Origin of the sequence: Vibrio owensii (genome assembly GCF_002021755.1) — a bacterium.
Classification (GTDB): domain Bacteria; phylum Pseudomonadota; class Gammaproteobacteria; order Enterobacterales; family Vibrionaceae; genus Vibrio; species Vibrio owensii.
The window spans coordinates 821430-837802 of sequence record NZ_CP019960.1; the positions used below are offsets into that span (position 1 = coordinate 821430).

Genomic DNA, 16373 nt, shown 5'->3' on the forward strand with positions numbered 1-16373 from the left:
GATCACGACAGACTGATGACTTCTCAATGGAGGATGGTATGAAAAAACTGTGTCCTATTTGCCAAACTGAAATGGTTGAACGCTCGAACATTCATGTGTGTCCGAGAAACGAAATCGGCGACTGTTCTTACGATGCACTTAACTTTGTGCATGAAGAGTCGGCTTACGTACTAAACCAAGCCAACACCTTTAGCGACTTGCGTTCCTACGTCGTCCCCGACAGCAAGTAGCTCGAACCATTGAGAATATAAGTCTATATTGAAATGGATGATCGTGACTTAAGTTTTCAGCGGTCTGCTTCAAAGCCTTCGCATTCTAGATAATCCGTTCACCTGTCTTGCTCGGATTGCCTTTCTAACACCCAAATCGACAATTGTGGTTGAAGCCTGAAGTATCAGGAGAGGGCGGTCTTTCCGTTGATTCTATGAGTCACCATCCAAGTGTGAACCTAACGAAATGGATGGCGATATTGAATAGCGTAATAGGGAATAAAAACACACAAGGCTCAAAAGATCGTTCGTTGATTCTTATGATCTTTCCTTTGCTGCCAATGGTCATTTTCGTCTCGCTCATTAGTTGGTATGAGCCGGGAGGCGTAAGTTGGCAAGCGGCTTGGGTTCCGGGTTTAGATGTAAACCTGAGCTTCAAGTTGGATGGCTTGTCTTTCCTATTTGCATGTTTGATCAGCGGTATCGGTGCGCTTATCCAGATTTACGCACTGGCTTACCTGAAGGGGCATTCGTCTCGATTCTCTTTCCACTTATACTTAACGCTGTTCATGTTAGCCATGCTCGGGGTTGTCACGAGCGACAATATCCTGCTCCTTTTTGTGTTTTGGGAGCTCACCACCATCACATCGTATCTTTTGATTGGCTTTAATCATGAGAAAGACAAATCCCGCAAGAATGCATTGCAATCTCTCATTGTCACTGGCGCTGGTGGCTTAGCGTTATTAGCTGGTCTGATACTGCTGGGTGAAATGGCTGGTAGCTATGAGATAAGTAACATCATCGCGCAAAGTGCGCTGATTGCACAACATGAATGGTTTATACCTTCGCTGGTTCTGATCTTACTCGGTGCGTTCACCAAATCGGCGCAGTTTCCATTCCACTTCTGGTTACCCAATGCCATGGCAGCGCCAACGCCAGTGAGTGCCTATCTTCATTCTGCCACTATGGTGAAGGCTGGGGTGTACTTGCTTGCCCGTGTGTCACCTATCTATTCACACAGCGAGATTTGGTTTTACACGCTCGGCATTTTTGGCGGTTTTACCGCGATATGGTGCGCGCTGCTGGCCCTGAAGCAAACCGATTTGAAGCTGATGCTGGCATACAGCACCAACGTCGCCTTAGGTAAATTGGTGCTATTGATAGGAATGGGGACTGAGTTAGCAATGATGGCCGCGCTGCTGTTTATCTTGGCGCATTCGTTCTACAAAGCAGCGCTGTTTATGGTGGTGGGTAATATCGATAAAGCGACAGGGACGCGTGATATTCGCATGCTTCATGGTTTGAAAGCAGCACTGGTAATCAGTGTTACAGCCGCAATCCTTGCTGCCTTGTCTAAATCAGGTGTACCACCGCTACTCGGCTTCTTAAGCAAAGAGTACATGTACAAATCCGGTCTGGAAGTGAGTGTCATCCTAACTACGATATTCCTTCTGGTTAACGTCACCATGGTGGCATTAGCGTTGGCGTTGATCGTTAAACCTTTCTTCGCGACGTATGAAGGTAATCCAACGCCAGCCAAGAAAGTGGAAGCCAGTAAAGGGTTATGGATACCAGCAATGCTGCTTGCCATAGCCAGTGTGCTTGCGCCGTTATTTGGCTTAGGGTGGATCAACAACAATGTGGTTGTTCCGGGTGTTTTGTCGAGCTTGCCTGACTCCGCACCAGAGGCTGCCAAACTGTGGCAGGGCGTGAATCTGCCGTTGGCGCTCAGCGCATTAACTTTGTTACTCGGTTTTGCTTTGTATCGAATCTACCCAAGGCTGTTGGTTAGCTGGCAGCGTAATGTTCCTGTGTTGCCAACAGCAGAATCCGTTTTCGACAAAATCATGGCTGGCATGATGCGTTTGGCGAAATGGCAAACGCAGTTATTGCAGCAAAAGCGCTTAAGCCGTTATGTGTTGTTGTTCTTTATCGTGCTGGCTGGATTGCTGTTAAGCAGCCCGTTAGTGATCCCACAAGCTCGCTTTGCTGCATTAGCAGACATTAGCTTCTACGAAATCAGCATTGCACTGCTGCTCATTGGTGCTGCCTTAGTCTGCACTTTTACCACGTCTCGTTTGCTGGCGGTCTCTGCCCTTGGTGTGGTGGGTTTTATGACCACCTTAGTCTTTATGCTTTACAGCGCGCCAGATGTCGCGAAAACCTTATTGTTGGTTGAAACCTTGATGGTTGTATTTGTGGTGCTCTTGATACGCCACATCCCAGGTTTATTGACGGTGCCGCAACATTCTGTACGTCGAAGATTACTGCATGGGGCGATAGCGGGTGTGATTGGTATGTCGGTAACGGCGTTGTTAATAAACATTACCGCACAACCTTTAGATTCCACTCTGGCTGATTTCTTCGCAGAGAACAGCGTTCCCGGAGGGCATGGACGCAACATCGTCAACGTCATTTTGGTCGATTTCCGAGCCTTCGATACGTTAGGCGAGGTGATTGTGGTCGTGATGGCGGGTATCGCTGCGGTTAGCTTGTTGAAAACGCACTATCACAAACGCAACCGCATCCGCTCCCTTATCTTTGCGACTACCGCACACATCGTTGCAGCGCTGATGTTGGTGTTCTCACTTTACCTTTTATTACGAGGTCACAACGAGCCGGGTGGCGGCTTTATTGGTGCGCTGATCGCTGTGATTGGTTTTGCGCTACTGATGTTTGCAGAATCGCCAAAGTATGTTCGTGACCGCTTGTATTACGCGCCATTTAGCATTGCTCTGTTTGGCATTTTCTTAAGCTTTGTGGCTGGCCTAATGAGCTTTGCCTTCAATTTGCCGTTCTTAACGGGTCTGTGGTGGAAAGACATTCTGCCACTTGGCACACCGTTGATATTCGATGTCGGCATCTACCTCGCCATTATTGGTGGTGTCATGGGGATGTTGCTGCGCGTAAATGAGGAGTTGGACTGATGGAAATACTATGGAGTCTCGTGGTCGGTGTGTTTGTCGCGGCTGGTGTCTATCTCATGCTTGAACGACACATCTTACGCTTACTATTCGGTTTGATCTTGTTGAGCAGTGCGGTGAACATCGCGATTTTCACTGCTGGACGTTTAACCCCCGGACTACCGCCATTGATTGAGGCGAATTCGGTGTTGCCACCAGAAGGTGCGGCAAACCCGCTTCCTCAAGCCTTAATTTTGACCGCCATTGTGATTGGCTTTGGTTTGTTGGTGTTCGCATTAATGTTGTTTTACCGCGCATATTCCGAAGCGGGCTCGGCCGATGTGGATGCGATGCGACGTTCTGAGGAGGATGAATGACGACGATTTGGTTGACGTTACCCGTAGTTGTTTCACTTCTTACCGCTGTCGCTATCTTCTGCGCGAAGCGCAACAAAGCGCTGGTGGATGCGATAAGTGGCACAAGCGCCTTGGCAACCTTGGTGATTACTGCATTGTTGACGCACGATGTCATCAACGGTGGTCCACAAGCAGTGGCGTTTGGTCAATGGGCTGCACCATTTGGCATTGTTTTTGTGGCGGATTATCTTGCCGTTGCCATGGTGATGGTGACGGCCATTATTGGTGTCGTGAGCGTGTTCTACGCCATGGGCGATCTGCAAGAAAAGGCATCGTACGGCACGTTTCATGCGCTAATGCATGTTTTATTGGCCGGCGTGTATGGCGCGTTTCTTACCGGAGATATTTTCAACCTCTATGTGTGGTTCGAGGTGATGTTGATAGCATCGTTTGGTTTGATGATCTTGGATGGATCGAAGCAACAAGTGGATGGGGCAGTGAAGTACGTGATGCTCAATCTGATTTCAACCTTGGTCTTCTTGCTCGCGATTGGTTTACTCTACGGTGCTACAGGGACTTTGAACCTCGCGGATTTACACGCCAAAGCCGCACTGATTCCGTCTGACACCAAAACCTTGCTCGCGCTACTGTTCCTATTCGCGTTTGCGATTAAAGCGGCGTTGTTTCCTGTTTTTGCTTGGCTGCCTGCTTCTTACCATACGTTGCCGAGCGCGGTTGTCGCACTGTTTGCAGCGTTGCTCACCAAGGTTGGGGTGTACGCATTAATCCGAGTGTTCACCTTGATTTTCCCACTCTCAGAAAGCGGTTGGCAACCGACTTTGATGTGGGTGGCAGGGCTTACGATGTTAACTGGCGTATTGGGGGCAGCGAGCCAGTACGACATTAAAAAGATTCTCTCTTTCCATATCATCAGCCAGATTGGTTACATGATCATGGGATTGGCGGTCTTCACGCCGCTTGCCATTGCGGGTGCAATTTTCTACATCGTGCACCACATCATAGTGAAAGCAAATTTATTCCTGATTGGCGGCTTTATCGAGCGTAAATATGGCTCGGGTAATCTGGGGCAATTAGGTGGCGTCTACAAAGCCATGCCTTGGCTCGCTTTCTTGTTTCTCATTCCTGCATTCTCTTTAGCGGGGTTTCCACCTTTGTCGGGCTTCTGGGGCAAGTTCCTTGTCATCAAATCTAGTTTGCAAACCGAGTTGTATTGGCTTGCAGGGGCCGCGCTCTTAGTTGGTCTGTTAACTGTGTTCTCGATGACCAAGATCTGGAACGAAGTGTTTTGGAAAAAGCCTCAGCAAACGCTCAAAGCTCAGCCAATGAACAAGTACACAAAAGGATTGTATTGCGTGCCAATCGCCACGTTGACTACGTTAAGTCTGATTATTGGTTTGGCAGCTGAGCCTCTTTACCAATTTGCAGAACTCGCCGCAGAGCAGCTGATAGAGCCCCAAGCTTACGTAAAAGCGGTTCTTGGAGAGAGTGCTTTGGCTGACATTGTAATAGCTGACAGAGAAATAGCTGAACGCGTGGCATTGAATGCGCCGGGAGGGAGCGAATGATTTATCTGTTTTTGAATTTATTTCTCGCTCTGGCTTGGATGCTGCTAAACGGCAACTATACAGGCACGAACTTCATTCTTGGTTTTGTGGTCGGCTTTTTGGCATTGCGACTTAGTCAACCGTTTGGGTTGAAAACCAGTTACTTCCGACGTTTCCGCGCTTTGGTCGGCCTGTTTCTTTTCTTCTGTTATGAGATGGTGATATCGGTAGCCAGAGTCGTCTGGGATGTGGTCACGCCAACCCATTTGAGTGACCCAGATATTGTTTATGTGCCGTTAGATGTTGAGTCAGATTTAGAGATCTCATTGCTCGCCAACATGGTTTCACTTACTCCGGGGAGCTTGAGCTTAGACGTCACACCAGATAAGAAGCACATGGTCGTGCACGCGATGTTTGCGCCCGAGCATGAAAAGGTAATTCGAGAGATCAAAGATGGTTTAGAGAAACGGATTTTGGAGGTGACGCGTGGCTGATGGATTACAGGTAGGTAGTTGGTTACAGATGAGCATCACGTTCGCTTATATTGGTTTGTTGCTCAGTGTCGTGATGGCATTCATTCGTTTGGTTCTTGGCCCAACCTTGGCCGATAGAGTGATAGCGCTTGATCTGATTTCATTTGTAACAGTGGGCTTTATTGCCGTTTATACCTTAGATAGTGGGCAACAATCCTTATTGGATATTGCTATCACGCTCGGTCTAGTGGCTTTCCTAGGGACGATTGCCTTTGCAAGGCTGATCTTCAAAAGAAAAGGAGAGGTGTAATGGACATTATTGTAGGGATTTTACTCTGTCTCGGGACCTTGTTTACGCTCATCGCAAGCCTTGGGATCTTGCGAATGCCCGACCTTTACACGCGAATGCACGCTGCAACCAAAGCAGGCACGGTGGGCTTAGCATCATTGTTATTAGCGGTGGCGATTGCGATACCGGATATCACGGTAATTTCACGAGTGATTGGCACTATGTTGTTTATCTTTATTACCGCCCCGGTAGCGGCACACTTACTGGGTAAGGCGACGCAAGAAAGTGGTTATCAAATCTGGAGAAACAACAAGAAATAGGGCTTATATGACTTGTGAGTAGAAACAAAAACGCCGCTAAATCAGCGGCGTTTCTATGTAGGTAATTGTCTTGTCTACTTGTAGCTAAGCTCTGTTGCTTTGCCTTTGAAGATTCGATACACCATAAAGGTGTAAAGTAAAATCATCGGCATAACAATCATCACACCGTAGCCCACAATCATTAAGGTCGCAGGTGATGAAGCGGCTTCTTGTGCGGTCATTAATCCCGGCACAACTTCTGGGAAGAAGCTATACGCAAGACCAAGAAAGCTCAACGCGAAAATGACGGTGACACCAAAGAAAGGCCAGCGCACACCCAGATCATTCACCATTGGAACCTGACGCAAATAGCGATCAACGAGGAAGATGGTCGCCAACACAATTAACGGAACTGGAGCAAGCAACAAGACTTCTGGGAAGCTGAACCAACGCAGGGCCACTTGTTGATTTACAATCGGGTTTACAACGCTTACCACTAGGATTCCCAACGCCGCTAACCAACCAGCACGGCGAGACCAACGCGCCGAGCGTATTTGCAAATCACCTTCCGTTTTCAGTACCAACCATGCGCCACCGATGTAAACATACGCCGCCGTTACACAAAGTGCGCTTAACCATGCAAAGCCAAATGCTTCGGTTGATTGCTCAAACCCCATGATGTAACGACCCACCATGTAACCCTGAGTTAGTGCGGTGATTAGCGAGCCAATTCTGAAGCACCAATCCCAATGGGGTTTATGGTCCGAGTTCGCTTTGGCGCGGAAGTCGAACGCTACGCCACGCATGATCAGTGCGATAAGCATGATGGCGGTCGGCATATAAAGCTCCGTCAAAATCAAGCTATGGGCAGTAGGAAAGGCAATCAGCAGAATACCAACGGCTAACACTAACCACGTTTCATTCGCGTCCCAGAAAGGGCCGATAGACGCTATCATTCGGTCACGTTGCGCTTCATTGTCACTTGGCAATAGGATGCCGACGCCAAGGTCGTAGCCGTCGAGCACGGCATACATAAAGACCGAGAAACCAAGCAGCAGAAGGTATATTTCTGGTAGATAGTCGAGCATGATTAGGCCTCTTGTTGTGTCAGTGGGACTTCATGGGCTGCAACGTCTTTGCGCGCCAAATAGAACAGGGTATGGATGTACGCAACCAGCAATGCTGCGTAAATGGCCAAGTACATAATGAGCGAAGTCATCACACTGCTGCTTGCAACCGTGGTGACAGCTTCTGATGTACGCAATACACCGCTGACCAACCAAGGCTGTCGACCAATCTCAGTAACATACCAACCCGCCAGTGTGGCTATCCAACCAGAGAACGTCATAGCTAACACTGTGTACAGGTAAGGTTTAGGTAGCGCTTTTTTGCGTGCTAGCTTCACCGCGCCATACCAGCTAACCAGCAGCATAAGAACACCCACACCGACCATCACGCGGAAACCAAAGAACAAGGGCTTCACTGGCGGGTGATCAGGTGCAAACTCGTTAAGTCCTCGGATTTCCCCGTCTAAGTCATGCGTAAGAATCAAACTCGCTAACTTCGGGATGCCCACTTCAAAATCATTGCTGCGAGTTTCTTCATTTGGCATCGCAAACAGAAGAAGAGGCGCGCCTTGCTCGGTCTCCCACACACCTTCCATCGCTGCGATTTTTGCAGGTTGATGTTCAAGCGTGTTTAATCCGTGAAGGTCACCGACAAAGATTTGAATTGGGATGAATCCAGCCGCCGCGAACAGCGCGACTTTTAGGCCAAGTTTGGCTGAGCGATGATCTGGCTTTTTCATTATTTGATAAGCCGAAATACCCGCAATCAAGAAGCTGGCAGTCAGCGCCGATGCCAATAGCGTGTGCAGAAGACGGTAAGGTAAAGAAGGATTGAAAATAACTTCCTTCCAACTGGTTACATGTACTATTCCGTCAATCACTTCATATCCGCTTGGTGTGTGCATCCAGCTGTTAAGTACCAGAATCCAAAATGCGGACATACTTGTCCCAACAGCAACCAGAACAGTAGCGAGAGTATGAACCCATTCCGGTACTCGCCCTCGTCCAAAAAGCATCACGCCAAGGAAGGTCGCTTCCATAAAGAAGGCGGTCATCACTTCGTATCCGAGCAATGGTCCTGCTACGTTTCCGACTCGTTCCATAAAGCCTGGCCAGTTGGTACCAAACTGGAAACTCATCGTAATGCCGGATACCACACCTAAGGCGAAAGTAAGAGCGAATATCTTGACCCAGAAGTAATAAACATCGAGCCAAACGGGAGCTTGTGTGCGGTTATATCGCCACTTGAAAAACACCAACATCCACGCCAACGCGATGGTGATGGTCGGGAAGAGAATATGAAAGCTGATATTGGCCGCGAACTGGATCCGCGACAGCATGAGGGTATCTAACATCTTGGTTCCTCAAAAACGTGCCGTACTAGAAATCGTGTCTATCTGTAATTTAGTTACGAAAAATCGGGCAGTTTGGATTCATGTATCGAGAAATACAGGTGATTCTGTTTTCTTCTAACCATGATTTATATCAACTAAGACAAAGAAAGGTGTGTGGGAAATTGTCTCAAAATGCCGCTAATAGTCGCGAGAAGTGAGTAAAAGAAAGCAAATGTAACTGAAGCCGCATGAATTAAGATTAGTTCGAATTATCCTTATGATGGTTTCGATAATTCTGAAATAAAATTACAGAAACAGTGTTTTTAGTAAGGATATTCACGTTCGTTGCTTTGGATGTTCGATTTTGGTTTATCAGACAAAAAAACGGCGCGGAATTGGAGTCATCCGCGCGAGTCAATGACTTCTAGATACATAAGAGTGCTTGGCTAATCACTCGGAGATCTTGAAAAACACAACAATCGAGTAGAACGTTGGCGTTTTCGCCAACCATTTCATTCTTTTGTGACTACGTTTAATTCTCCATTAATTAATGGCTAAATAATGCACCTAAGCGCATATTTTAGTTCCAACGTGAAAGTGCTTAGCCATTGACCCATTATTTGTGTTGCCCTAAAAAAGAAGGGACAAGCAACAAAAAAGGACAAGCGCTAACTTGTCCTTAAAAACTATTAATCGAAATTGTCTAGAGCGTTTTCACTACAACTTTTCGAGTTTTGGTAACTGGTAGTGTTTCATCTTCTCCACATCTGGCACGTAAGCTCGAAGCTGTGCGCGCCATCCATCTACTGGTGTTTTCGCGTAGTTCACGCCTTTTTCGTCTGCGATGGCATGACATTGTTCCCCACCAAAAATGATCGTAAAGCTGCCGTCTTCGTTACTCTTAAAGTCTTTACGGTTTGTGCTCACAATATTGTGGTCGTTTGTCATCAAGTAGTTATCTGAGTTGTACATGGTCAGCGAGCTGAAGGCTTTCGCCGGAACATGATCAAACGTTGCGGTGTAACATTCATTCGCCTTGGTGTTTTCAGGAGCCCAAGAAGCATACATTGCCGTCGATTCAGGGCTCAAACCCCAAGAACCTGCAATGGTGTAGGTCCATTTCTCCCAATTAGACACATCATGAATATCGAATTGCACCGTGTCGTACATGTCAGGCAACTTACCCCATTGTTTAAGTAGGGCAGAACGCAGCTCAGCGATGTCTTCCTCTTTGGTGTCAGTGGCATATGGAACAGCTGAGTTTGACTCAATCTTCATCTTGGGTTGAATTTCGTTCTTGATGTACGCCAAGTCATCGGCTGTTGCATCTGTTCCTACACGAACGCCAATAAACACATAGTCGGTCTCAATATCACCCGCTTTGTATTCATACACACCTGGTGTCCAAGTGTACTGAACAAAAGTATGGTTTTGGTCTTGGATGTGAAGCGAGACAAAACGATCCCCCATGTCTGGGATTTCAATCTTGAAGCCTTTACGCGCATCAATAACCGCAAGGGAATAGACGTTGTCGACATTCGGCGTGACAACCCAAGTATCACCCGCTTGAGATAGGCCAGGGAAGTGGATGAACTGGTTCAACTCACCACGGCTTAGCATCTTTTGTGCGAACAAATCGGCTTCTTTGCGCTGGTACTCCATTGCTGTCATGCCGTAGTCAAGCGGATTTACTGCCCAGTTAGAGGAATCGATGCTGTCGATCACTTGTTGTGTCGTTGGTAAATCAGCAGCAAAAGTAGCAGAAGAAATCAGAGCCATGGTCAGTGCTAATGACGTCTTTTTCATAATAGGACCTTTAAGGGTTAAGTAAGCGTTGACCCCATATTAGGCAGAACAAGATATGTTCAGAAGTGAAGCTGTTGAATGTTAGAAATTAACTGTATTAATATCTAATGCAAAGAGTGATGAAAGAGATGGCGCATGTTTGATTACAACCTACTCAAAGTATTACGAGTGCTGCTTGAAACCAGAAATACTAAGCAAGCGGCAGAACGTTTGAACCTTAGTCAATCGGCGGTAAGCCATGCGCTCAGCCGCTTAAGGGAAACCTTTGATGACGCATTGTTCGTCCGTGAGCGTTACGGATTAGTACCGACAGAGCGTTGTTATGAATTAGAGCGCCGCCTTCCTGAATTGGTCGAGCAGATTGATGGACTATTAGCTTTTGAAGCGGCATTTGATCCTTCTAAATACCAAGGAAAAGTTTCCATCAGTTTGACCAATGCACTGACAAACGCAATTGGTGTGGATCTGTTCTCCACCTTGCGAGAGAAGGCTCCAAACGCGAGATTTGAGATTATGGATTGGCGTTCACAAGTAGAATCGGCTTTGTTGTCTCGAAAAATCCACGTTGCTTTGGATTACGGTCCAGAAGGGTATTCCAAACAGATCAAACAAGAGTTGATGCCCAAGAACCACTTCATGTTTTGTGTCAGGCAAGGGCATCCGCTCACACAACTTGATGTTGTCACCATTCATGATTTAGCCAAGTATCCAATGGTGTTGATTCGTACTCCGGATTGGCAAACAAGACACGAAACGGCAGAGCAGACCATGTTAAAAGCCGGTCATGTTCCGGATATTTTGTTGAAATCGGATTCGCCGGAGGTTAACTTTAATGCCATCCGACATTCTGATGCCTTCTTCCCAGTCGCCAGTGTCATGACGACGCTTCCAGATGATATCGTCGCTATTCATCCTACGGTTAATTCCAGCACAGGCTTACCCAAGCAAAATATGGATGTGTACGCCTATTACCTCTATCAAACTCAAGATACCCCATTGATTAACTGGCTTCTTTCAGAGATCAAACTTCTTCTACAACACCGATTCGAGAATAACCAACGACCGACGTAAAAGGGCGGAAGGCGAACATTACGCTTCAACAATCGAGGTCTACATGAACAACCTAATCGTATTTACAGGTGGCCCAGGTGCGGGCAAAACCTCTGTAATAGAAAAGCTGATTGAGCTTGGTTACGCTTGCGCGCCAGAAGTGGGGCGCAAAGTGATTAAACAGCAAGTTGCTCTGGATGGTGATGCTTTACCGTGGAAAGACAAAATAGCTTTTCGTGATGAGATGGTACGTGAAGAGAAAAACCATCATCAAGCCTTCGAACAACTCAATGAGCTTGTCTTCTTTGACCGCTGTATTGTGGATTCATACGGTTATAGCCAATTAGAAAACTTACCCATTCCACAAGCATTATTGGATGCGTGTCAGCGTATACGTTACGCCAACCCTGTTTTTATCTTTCCACCTTGGGAAGCCATTTTTGCTAATGATGAAGAAAGAAAACAAGACTTTGCGGAAGCCGTAAGAACGTATCAAGCCATGGTCGCGACATATCATCAATATGGTTATGAGTTGATAGAAGTGCCGAGTATGAGTATCGAACAACGCGTGGATTTTATTCTCGAACGCTTAAAAGATCGACAGTTGATATAGAATTCATAGAAGTTGTGAGTAGTAGAGTGAACTAAACCGGGATCCCGCAATCATAGAGAGGGTAAGAGGAATTTCCCCTTATTTACAGTAAGATTTATTTAAGCAAAATAGGCGCTTAGTGAGACTAGAAAAGCTTAGAAACAAAGTTCTCAAATACGCAATGTTTAAATTTTGAGATTCAGATGTTATAACATAACAATTACTGTTTCCGATTATCCCAAGTACTATGAAGTTTGTTCGTTATTCACTCATTGCTGTCGCTGCTACCGCATTCTCTCTTGCAGCCTATCTCACCTATCAAGCAGAAACGAAACCAGAAGAAATCACCATTAAGGTCACGCCTTATTCCGAGCTAGAGGGCACTCACGTACACGAGGCTCAGACAGGCGACACGGCACCAAACGCCGAAGAGGCAAACCAAGATCACGACAACATTGCACGTATTCACTACTTCGTTAAAGTAGGTGACACACTCAGCACTATTTTTTCCTCGTGGGGTGTCCCATACGAAACCACGCAAAAGCTTCTTGAAGCCGATTTAACCTCCTTGAAACTGGATACCATCAAACCAGGTGATCACCTTGAGTTTATCGTGGATAGAGACACCAAGACGCTGCAACAAGTGATCTTCCACGAAAGCCTTGTAGAACGTTCGATTTACACGCAGAACGACGATGGCACATTCGCTTATGACTTTGTTGAAGAGCCGGGTGAATGGCGCGAAGAAATGTATTCCGGTGAAATCAACGGCAGTTTCTCATCTTCTGCGCACCGACAAGGATTAACTACTACCCAGATTGCCAACATTACGCGTGTACTTCGTGACAAAGTGAATTTTGCCCGCGAGCTGCGTGCTGGTGATAGCTTTCATGTGCTGGTACGTCGTCAGTACGTTGATGACCATTTAACCGGCAATACAGAAGTGCAGGGCATTGCTATCAAGATGCGTGGTAAAGACGTAGAAGCGTTTTTGGCTGAAGATGGTCGCTTTTATGACCGTGATGGAAACAGCTTAGAACAAGCCTTTAACCGCTATCCAATCGACAAACAATTCCGACGTATTACGTCTCCGTTTAACCCGAATCGAAGACACCCGGTAACAGGCCGCATTCAACCGCATAACGGTACCGATTTCGCGACGCCTGTGGGTTCGCCAGTTTACTCAACGGGTGATGGCAAAGTGATTGCTGTTCGTAACCACCCTTACGCAGGCAAATACTTGGTGATTGAGCACAACAGTGTGTACAAAACTCGTTATCTGCACTTGAGCCGTTTCTTAGTCAAGAAAGGCGATCATGTTAAGCGTGGACAAAAGATTGCGCTTTCGGGTGCGACAGGTCGTCTAACAGGTCCACACTTGCACTTCGAAGTACTGGTGCGCAACCGTGCAGTGGATTCGATGACAGCCGATTTACCGTTGGCGAGTTCGATTCCAAAAAAAGACAAACCAGCCTTCTTAGCACGAGTTTCTGAGTTTGATGACATGGTTGCTACCGAGCAAAACGCAAGCAACGCAAAAGCTAACGAGGGTAAAAAGACGTCTTAGACTCTTTGCATAGTTAAATGAACAAAGGCAGGCTTCGGCTTGCCTTTGTGTTTTAAGAGCCATGTGTTTTATGAACTGGCTTATTTTAAGCAGCATGTTGGTTTAGGGAGGTTAGACAGACATTCACCACCTCAAGCACTACCTTCGTTACTTGATGTGATACAGTTCGATTCGCATTCCTGCTGAAATTGACCAAAATACAAGTAGTAACGAGTGGAGGGTGAATGCAAATACCAACCGTAGGCTTTGACCATAAGAAATCGAATCAAGCAGAGATTGAAATCTTCGATCTAGAAAGCTTGCATGGCCAAGAGTACAAAAGCCATTCACCTCAAAAACCGCATCGCATTACCTTCTTTATGATGGTTTACATCGAAAAAGGCAGTGGCGTGCACATGGTGGATTTTAAGCAGTATCCGTTTGAATCTGGCAGTATCCTTTTTGTTCGTCGCGAGCAGGTGCAAGCTTTCGATTTGTCCAACAAACCCTCCGGCAAAGTGATCATTTTCACCCAAGCGTTTTTAGACCAAGTGCATGCCAACATGCGTTTACCTAACTACACTCCAACGCATTTAAACCAAGCTCGTTCACCATTATTGAACTTAGACGAAGCTACCTGCCAGAGTGCCAAACTGCTTATTGGTGAGGTTATCAAGGAAATTGAAAGTCAACATTCCGACCCATTGATCGTCATGTATCTTTTCTCTTCTTTCGCTCTAATGCTGCATCGCCTAAGACCTGAAGAGAGGCACGATAAGTTAACCAAAGAGCAGAGCTACAAGCTTGCACGTTTCTTTGATTTGCTCCAAGCGAATTATGAACATATCCGTGATGCGAACTGGTATGCGGGGCAGATGGGATCAACGTACAAAACGTTAAATGTTATTTGCAAGCTGGCAACGAACTTAACCGCGAAACAAATGATCGACGCGTTTGTCACAATAGAGATTAAGCGCCGCTTGGTGGTGAGTAACGTTACGACGCAACAGTTAGCTTTTGACTTTGGTTTTGAAGATGCGAGTAATTTTGTTCGATACTTTAAAAATCAAACTGATATGACACCAAGCCAATTCCAGAAGCAGTACGCCGAACCACAGTTATGATGTTGAGTATGAACGCCTTTTTGTGTTCATGTTCGATATTGACCATTTTCCGACGCACATCCACACAGACGAGTCTTTGATTCATTCCTATTATTGTTCTCAAGCCAACAAGAGGAAAATAATATGAACAAATTGACTCGCTTTTTCGCTAGCTCTGTTATCGCATCCACCGTTTTTGCTAGTGCTTCTTTCGCTGTAAATGCCGATGAATTGTCGAATCGTGATAAAGCCGTCGCGGTTATCTCAAGCATTGAAACTGGCGACCAAAACGCGATTTCATACATCAACCCAAACAAGTACATTCAGCATAATCTTGCGGTTGCAGATGGTTTAGCGGGCTTTGGCGAAGTAATGAAGATGCTGCCAGAAGGCAGTGCTAAAGCGAAAGTGATTCGTACCATTCAAGATGGCGAATACGTGGCATTGCACACGGAATACGACTTTTTCGGACCGAAAGCGGGCTTTGATATTTTCCGTTTTGAAGATGGTTTGATCGTCGAGCACTGGGATAACTTACAAGACGTGGCGAAACCTAATCCAAGTGGTCGCACTCAATTTGACGGTGCAACAGAAATTACAGATGTAAACAAAACAGACGAGAACAAAGCGATCGTTTCTGATTTTGTACAAACCATTCTGATGAAAGGGGATATGTCTCAGATCAGTAAGTTCATCGGTGATAAAGACAGTGACTACATCCAACACAACGTTGCGGTGGCCGACGGTTTGAGTGGTTTGGGCGTTGCACTCAAGCAATTAGCGGAAGCGGGCATGCCGATGGTATACAGCAAGAACCACTTGATTATCGGTGAAGGGAACTTCTTGTTATCAGTGAGTGAAGGTCAGTTCATGAACCAACATGTCGCGTTCTATGACTTATTCCGTGTCGACAATGGCAAAATTGTAGAGCATTGGGACACGATTGAAGCGATTCCACCGAAGTCAGAGTGGAAGAACGGCAATGGCAAGTTCGGCTTTAAATAACATCTAACGACAACATTCACGAAAAAGAGAGTCACATTGTGGGCTCTCTTTTTTCGTTTAAGCGAGTTATATACCCAACAATAGTTCGAAAATAAATCAATGTGATACAGGTGTAAAATAAAAACAGCTTAACTTTGGCTTTTATTTGTACGGAAATTAACGACATTAAGTGATAACTGGATTATTAAGGCCTTTATGAAATATGAATAGAATTAAGGCTCTATTTTTTCTCTTTCGTATTTTTGTTGTAGCGCATAAAAAATGTGTGACTTTAATTCCAAATAATATTTTGAAAATCAACTTATTTGATTTTCTTAACTTTTACACCCCTGCTATTTGTGTTGGTTATTAAATTGGCTTAATTATATCTTCCACTTATTTGTTGTGCGAAAAATACTACAACAAAAACAGTTGAGTTAATGTTTTTATAGTTTTATTTAACTCAGTGTGAGTTCTTTTTGTTGAATGTGAAACGAGGCTTTTGTTGCTAACTTGCTGTTAGAGCTCTAGAAATTGCTGTCTTTTTTCTCAAAACAATGCCTTTCTTTTGATTGTGGCAAAGCTACTGTCAATTAAATTAAAATAAGCTAATTAAGTTTATTCTTTAACATGAATTTAAACTTGGTTGATATAATAATTAGCTTTATAAAATGGGATGGTTATTCGCTATGAAAGATAAAGTTTGATATTTATCCCAGAAGTAAGAAGGAATTTTTGCCTTGGTTATTTTTATTTATAAATTAAGTGTGCTTGCAAAAATAATTGAACCGTTAATT

15 protein-coding genes are annotated in these 16373 nt (G+C 45.5%); 12 read left to right on the forward strand and 3 right to left on the reverse strand.

Going from position 1 to position 16373, the window contains the following annotated elements; genetic code table 11:
* The first annotated feature begins 38 nt into the window (after window positions 1-38).
* From A9237_RS20210 to mnhG, 7 genes are all read left to right on the forward strand, one after another.
* Window positions 39-230, forward strand: a complete 192-nt coding sequence (locus A9237_RS20210; protein ID WP_009699168.1) for a TFIIB-type zinc ribbon-containing protein — start codon at window positions 39-41, stop codon at window positions 228-230.
* A gap of 299 nt (window positions 231-529) precedes the next feature.
* Window positions 530-3136, forward strand: a complete 2607-nt coding sequence (gene mbhE / locus A9237_RS20215; protein WP_078610226.1) for a hydrogen gas-evolving membrane-bound hydrogenase subunit E — start codon at window positions 530-532, stop codon at window positions 3134-3136.
* Complete coding sequence (locus tag A9237_RS20220) at window positions 3136-3489, forward strand: Na+/H+ antiporter subunit C (protein ID WP_009704566.1); 354 nt, start codon at window positions 3136-3138, stop codon at window positions 3487-3489. Before mbhE ends, A9237_RS20220 begins: the two co-directional genes overlap by 1 nt.
* Window positions 3486-5054 carry a proton-conducting transporter transmembrane domain-containing protein gene (locus A9237_RS20225; RefSeq protein ID WP_078609355.1) on the forward strand — a complete coding sequence of 523 codons (1569 nt, stop codon included), beginning with the start codon at window positions 3486-3488 and terminating at the stop codon, window positions 5052-5054. Before A9237_RS20220 ends, A9237_RS20225 begins: the two co-directional genes overlap by 4 nt.
* Window positions 5051-5527, forward strand: coding sequence for a Na+/H+ antiporter subunit E (locus tag A9237_RS20230; RefSeq protein WP_038896553.1), 477 nt, complete (start codon window positions 5051-5053; stop codon window positions 5525-5527). Before A9237_RS20225 ends, A9237_RS20230 begins: the two co-directional genes overlap by 4 nt.
* A gap of 28 nt (window positions 5528-5555) precedes the next feature.
* On the forward strand, window positions 5556-5816 hold the full coding sequence (locus tag A9237_RS20235) for a cation:proton antiporter (RefSeq protein WP_009699163.1): 261 nt from the start codon (window positions 5556-5558) through the stop codon (window positions 5814-5816).
* Window positions 5816-6115: a monovalent cation/H(+) antiporter subunit G gene (gene mnhG, locus A9237_RS20240; RefSeq protein ID WP_045384992.1), complete on the forward strand. Its 300-nt coding sequence runs from the start codon at window positions 5816-5818 to the stop codon at window positions 6113-6115. The genes A9237_RS20235 and mnhG overlap by 1 nt, the downstream gene beginning before the upstream one ends.
* A gap of 74 nt (window positions 6116-6189) precedes the next feature.
* On the opposite strand, the gene A9237_RS20245 is transcribed toward mnhG, so the two are convergent.
* The 3 genes from A9237_RS20245 to A9237_RS20255 all read right to left on the reverse strand — a co-directional run bounded on the left by A9237_RS20245 (window position 6190) and on the right by A9237_RS20255 (window position 10301).
* The gene (locus A9237_RS20245; protein ID WP_009704562.1) at window positions 6190-7182 is read right to left on the reverse strand and encodes a cytochrome d ubiquinol oxidase subunit II; all 993 of its coding nucleotides are present in this window, start codon (window positions 7180-7182) and stop codon (window positions 6190-6192) included.
* Window positions 7183-7184: 2 nt separating this feature from the next.
* Window positions 7185-8516 carry a cytochrome ubiquinol oxidase subunit I gene (locus A9237_RS20250; protein WP_078609357.1) on the reverse strand — a complete coding sequence of 444 codons (1332 nt, stop codon included), beginning with the start codon at window positions 8514-8516 and terminating at the stop codon, window positions 7185-7187.
* A 696-nt stretch (window positions 8517-9212) separates the two neighbouring features.
* On the reverse strand, window positions 9213-10301 hold the full coding sequence (locus A9237_RS20255; RefSeq protein WP_078609359.1) for a DUF1254 domain-containing protein: 1089 nt from the start codon (window positions 10299-10301) through the stop codon (window positions 9213-9215).
* Window positions 10302-10436: 135 nt separating this feature from the next.
* Here A9237_RS20255 and A9237_RS20260 point away from each other — a divergent pair, with 135 nt between their 5' ends.
* The 5 genes from A9237_RS20260 to A9237_RS20280 all read left to right on the forward strand — a co-directional run bounded on the left by A9237_RS20260 (window position 10437) and on the right by A9237_RS20280 (window position 15597).
* Entirely contained in the window at window positions 10437-11372 is a 936-nt protein-coding gene (locus A9237_RS20260) for a LysR family transcriptional regulator (protein WP_078609361.1), read from the forward strand.
* A gap of 43 nt (window positions 11373-11415) precedes the next feature.
* A complete protein-coding gene (locus A9237_RS20265; RefSeq protein ID WP_078609363.1) occupies window positions 11416-11964 on the forward strand; it encodes an AAA family ATPase in 549 nt (182 codons plus the stop codon).
* 226 nt (window positions 11965-12190) lie between these two features.
* The gene (locus A9237_RS20270) at window positions 12191-13510 is read left to right on the forward strand and encodes a peptidoglycan DD-metalloendopeptidase family protein (protein ID WP_078609365.1); all 1320 of its coding nucleotides are present in this window, start codon (window positions 12191-12193) and stop codon (window positions 13508-13510) included.
* Between the two features lie 224 nt (window positions 13511-13734).
* On the forward strand, window positions 13735-14613 hold the full coding sequence (locus A9237_RS20275) for an AraC family transcriptional regulator (RefSeq protein ID WP_009704556.1): 879 nt from the start codon (window positions 13735-13737) through the stop codon (window positions 14611-14613).
* Between the two features lie 123 nt (window positions 14614-14736).
* Window positions 14737-15597, forward strand: a complete 861-nt coding sequence (locus A9237_RS20280) for a nuclear transport factor 2 family protein (RefSeq protein ID WP_078609367.1) — start codon at window positions 14737-14739, stop codon at window positions 15595-15597.
* Window positions 15598-16373 lie beyond the last annotated feature (776 nt).

Excerpts from the sequence above, each read along its gene's own strand:
- A9237_RS20250 (WP_078609357.1), bottom strand. The coding sequence starts at position 8,516 with ATGTTAGATACCCTCATGCTGTCGCGGATCCAGTTCGCGGCCAATATC.
- mnhG (WP_045384992.1), top strand. The coding sequence starts at position 5,816 with ATGGACATTATTGTAGGGATTTTACTCTGTCTCGGGACCTTGTTTACG.
- A9237_RS20270 (WP_078609365.1), top strand. The coding sequence starts at position 12,191 with ATGAAGTTTGTTCGTTATTCACTCATTGCTGTCGCTGCTACCGCATTC.
- A9237_RS20265 (WP_078609363.1), top strand. The coding sequence starts at position 11,416 with ATGAACAACCTAATCGTATTTACAGGTGGCCCAGGTGCGGGCAAAACC.
- A9237_RS20210 (WP_009699168.1), top strand. The coding sequence starts at position 39 with ATGAAAAAACTGTGTCCTATTTGCCAAACTGAAATGGTTGAACGCTCG.
- A9237_RS20235 (WP_009699163.1), top strand. The coding sequence starts at position 5,556 with ATGAGCATCACGTTCGCTTATATTGGTTTGTTGCTCAGTGTCGTGATG.
- A9237_RS20260 (WP_078609361.1), top strand. The coding sequence starts at position 10,437 with ATGTTTGATTACAACCTACTCAAAGTATTACGAGTGCTGCTTGAAACC.
- A9237_RS20225 (WP_078609355.1), top strand. The coding sequence starts at position 3,486 with ATGACGACGATTTGGTTGACGTTACCCGTAGTTGTTTCACTTCTTACC.
- mbhE (WP_078610226.1), top strand. The coding sequence starts at position 530 with ATGATCTTTCCTTTGCTGCCAATGGTCATTTTCGTCTCGCTCATTAGT.
- A9237_RS20230 (WP_038896553.1), top strand. The coding sequence starts at position 5,051 with ATGATTTATCTGTTTTTGAATTTATTTCTCGCTCTGGCTTGGATGCTG.
- A9237_RS20275 (WP_009704556.1), top strand. The coding sequence starts at position 13,735 with ATGCAAATACCAACCGTAGGCTTTGACCATAAGAAATCGAATCAAGCA.
- A9237_RS20220 (WP_009704566.1), top strand. The coding sequence starts at position 3,136 with ATGGAAATACTATGGAGTCTCGTGGTCGGTGTGTTTGTCGCGGCTGGT.
- A9237_RS20255 (WP_078609359.1), bottom strand. The coding sequence starts at position 10,301 with ATGAAAAAGACGTCATTAGCACTGACCATGGCTCTGATTTCTTCTGCT.
- A9237_RS20245 (WP_009704562.1), bottom strand. The coding sequence starts at position 7,182 with ATGCTCGACTATCTACCAGAAATATACCTTCTGCTGCTTGGTTTCTCG.
- A9237_RS20280 (WP_078609367.1), top strand. The coding sequence starts at position 14,737 with ATGAACAAATTGACTCGCTTTTTCGCTAGCTCTGTTATCGCATCCACC.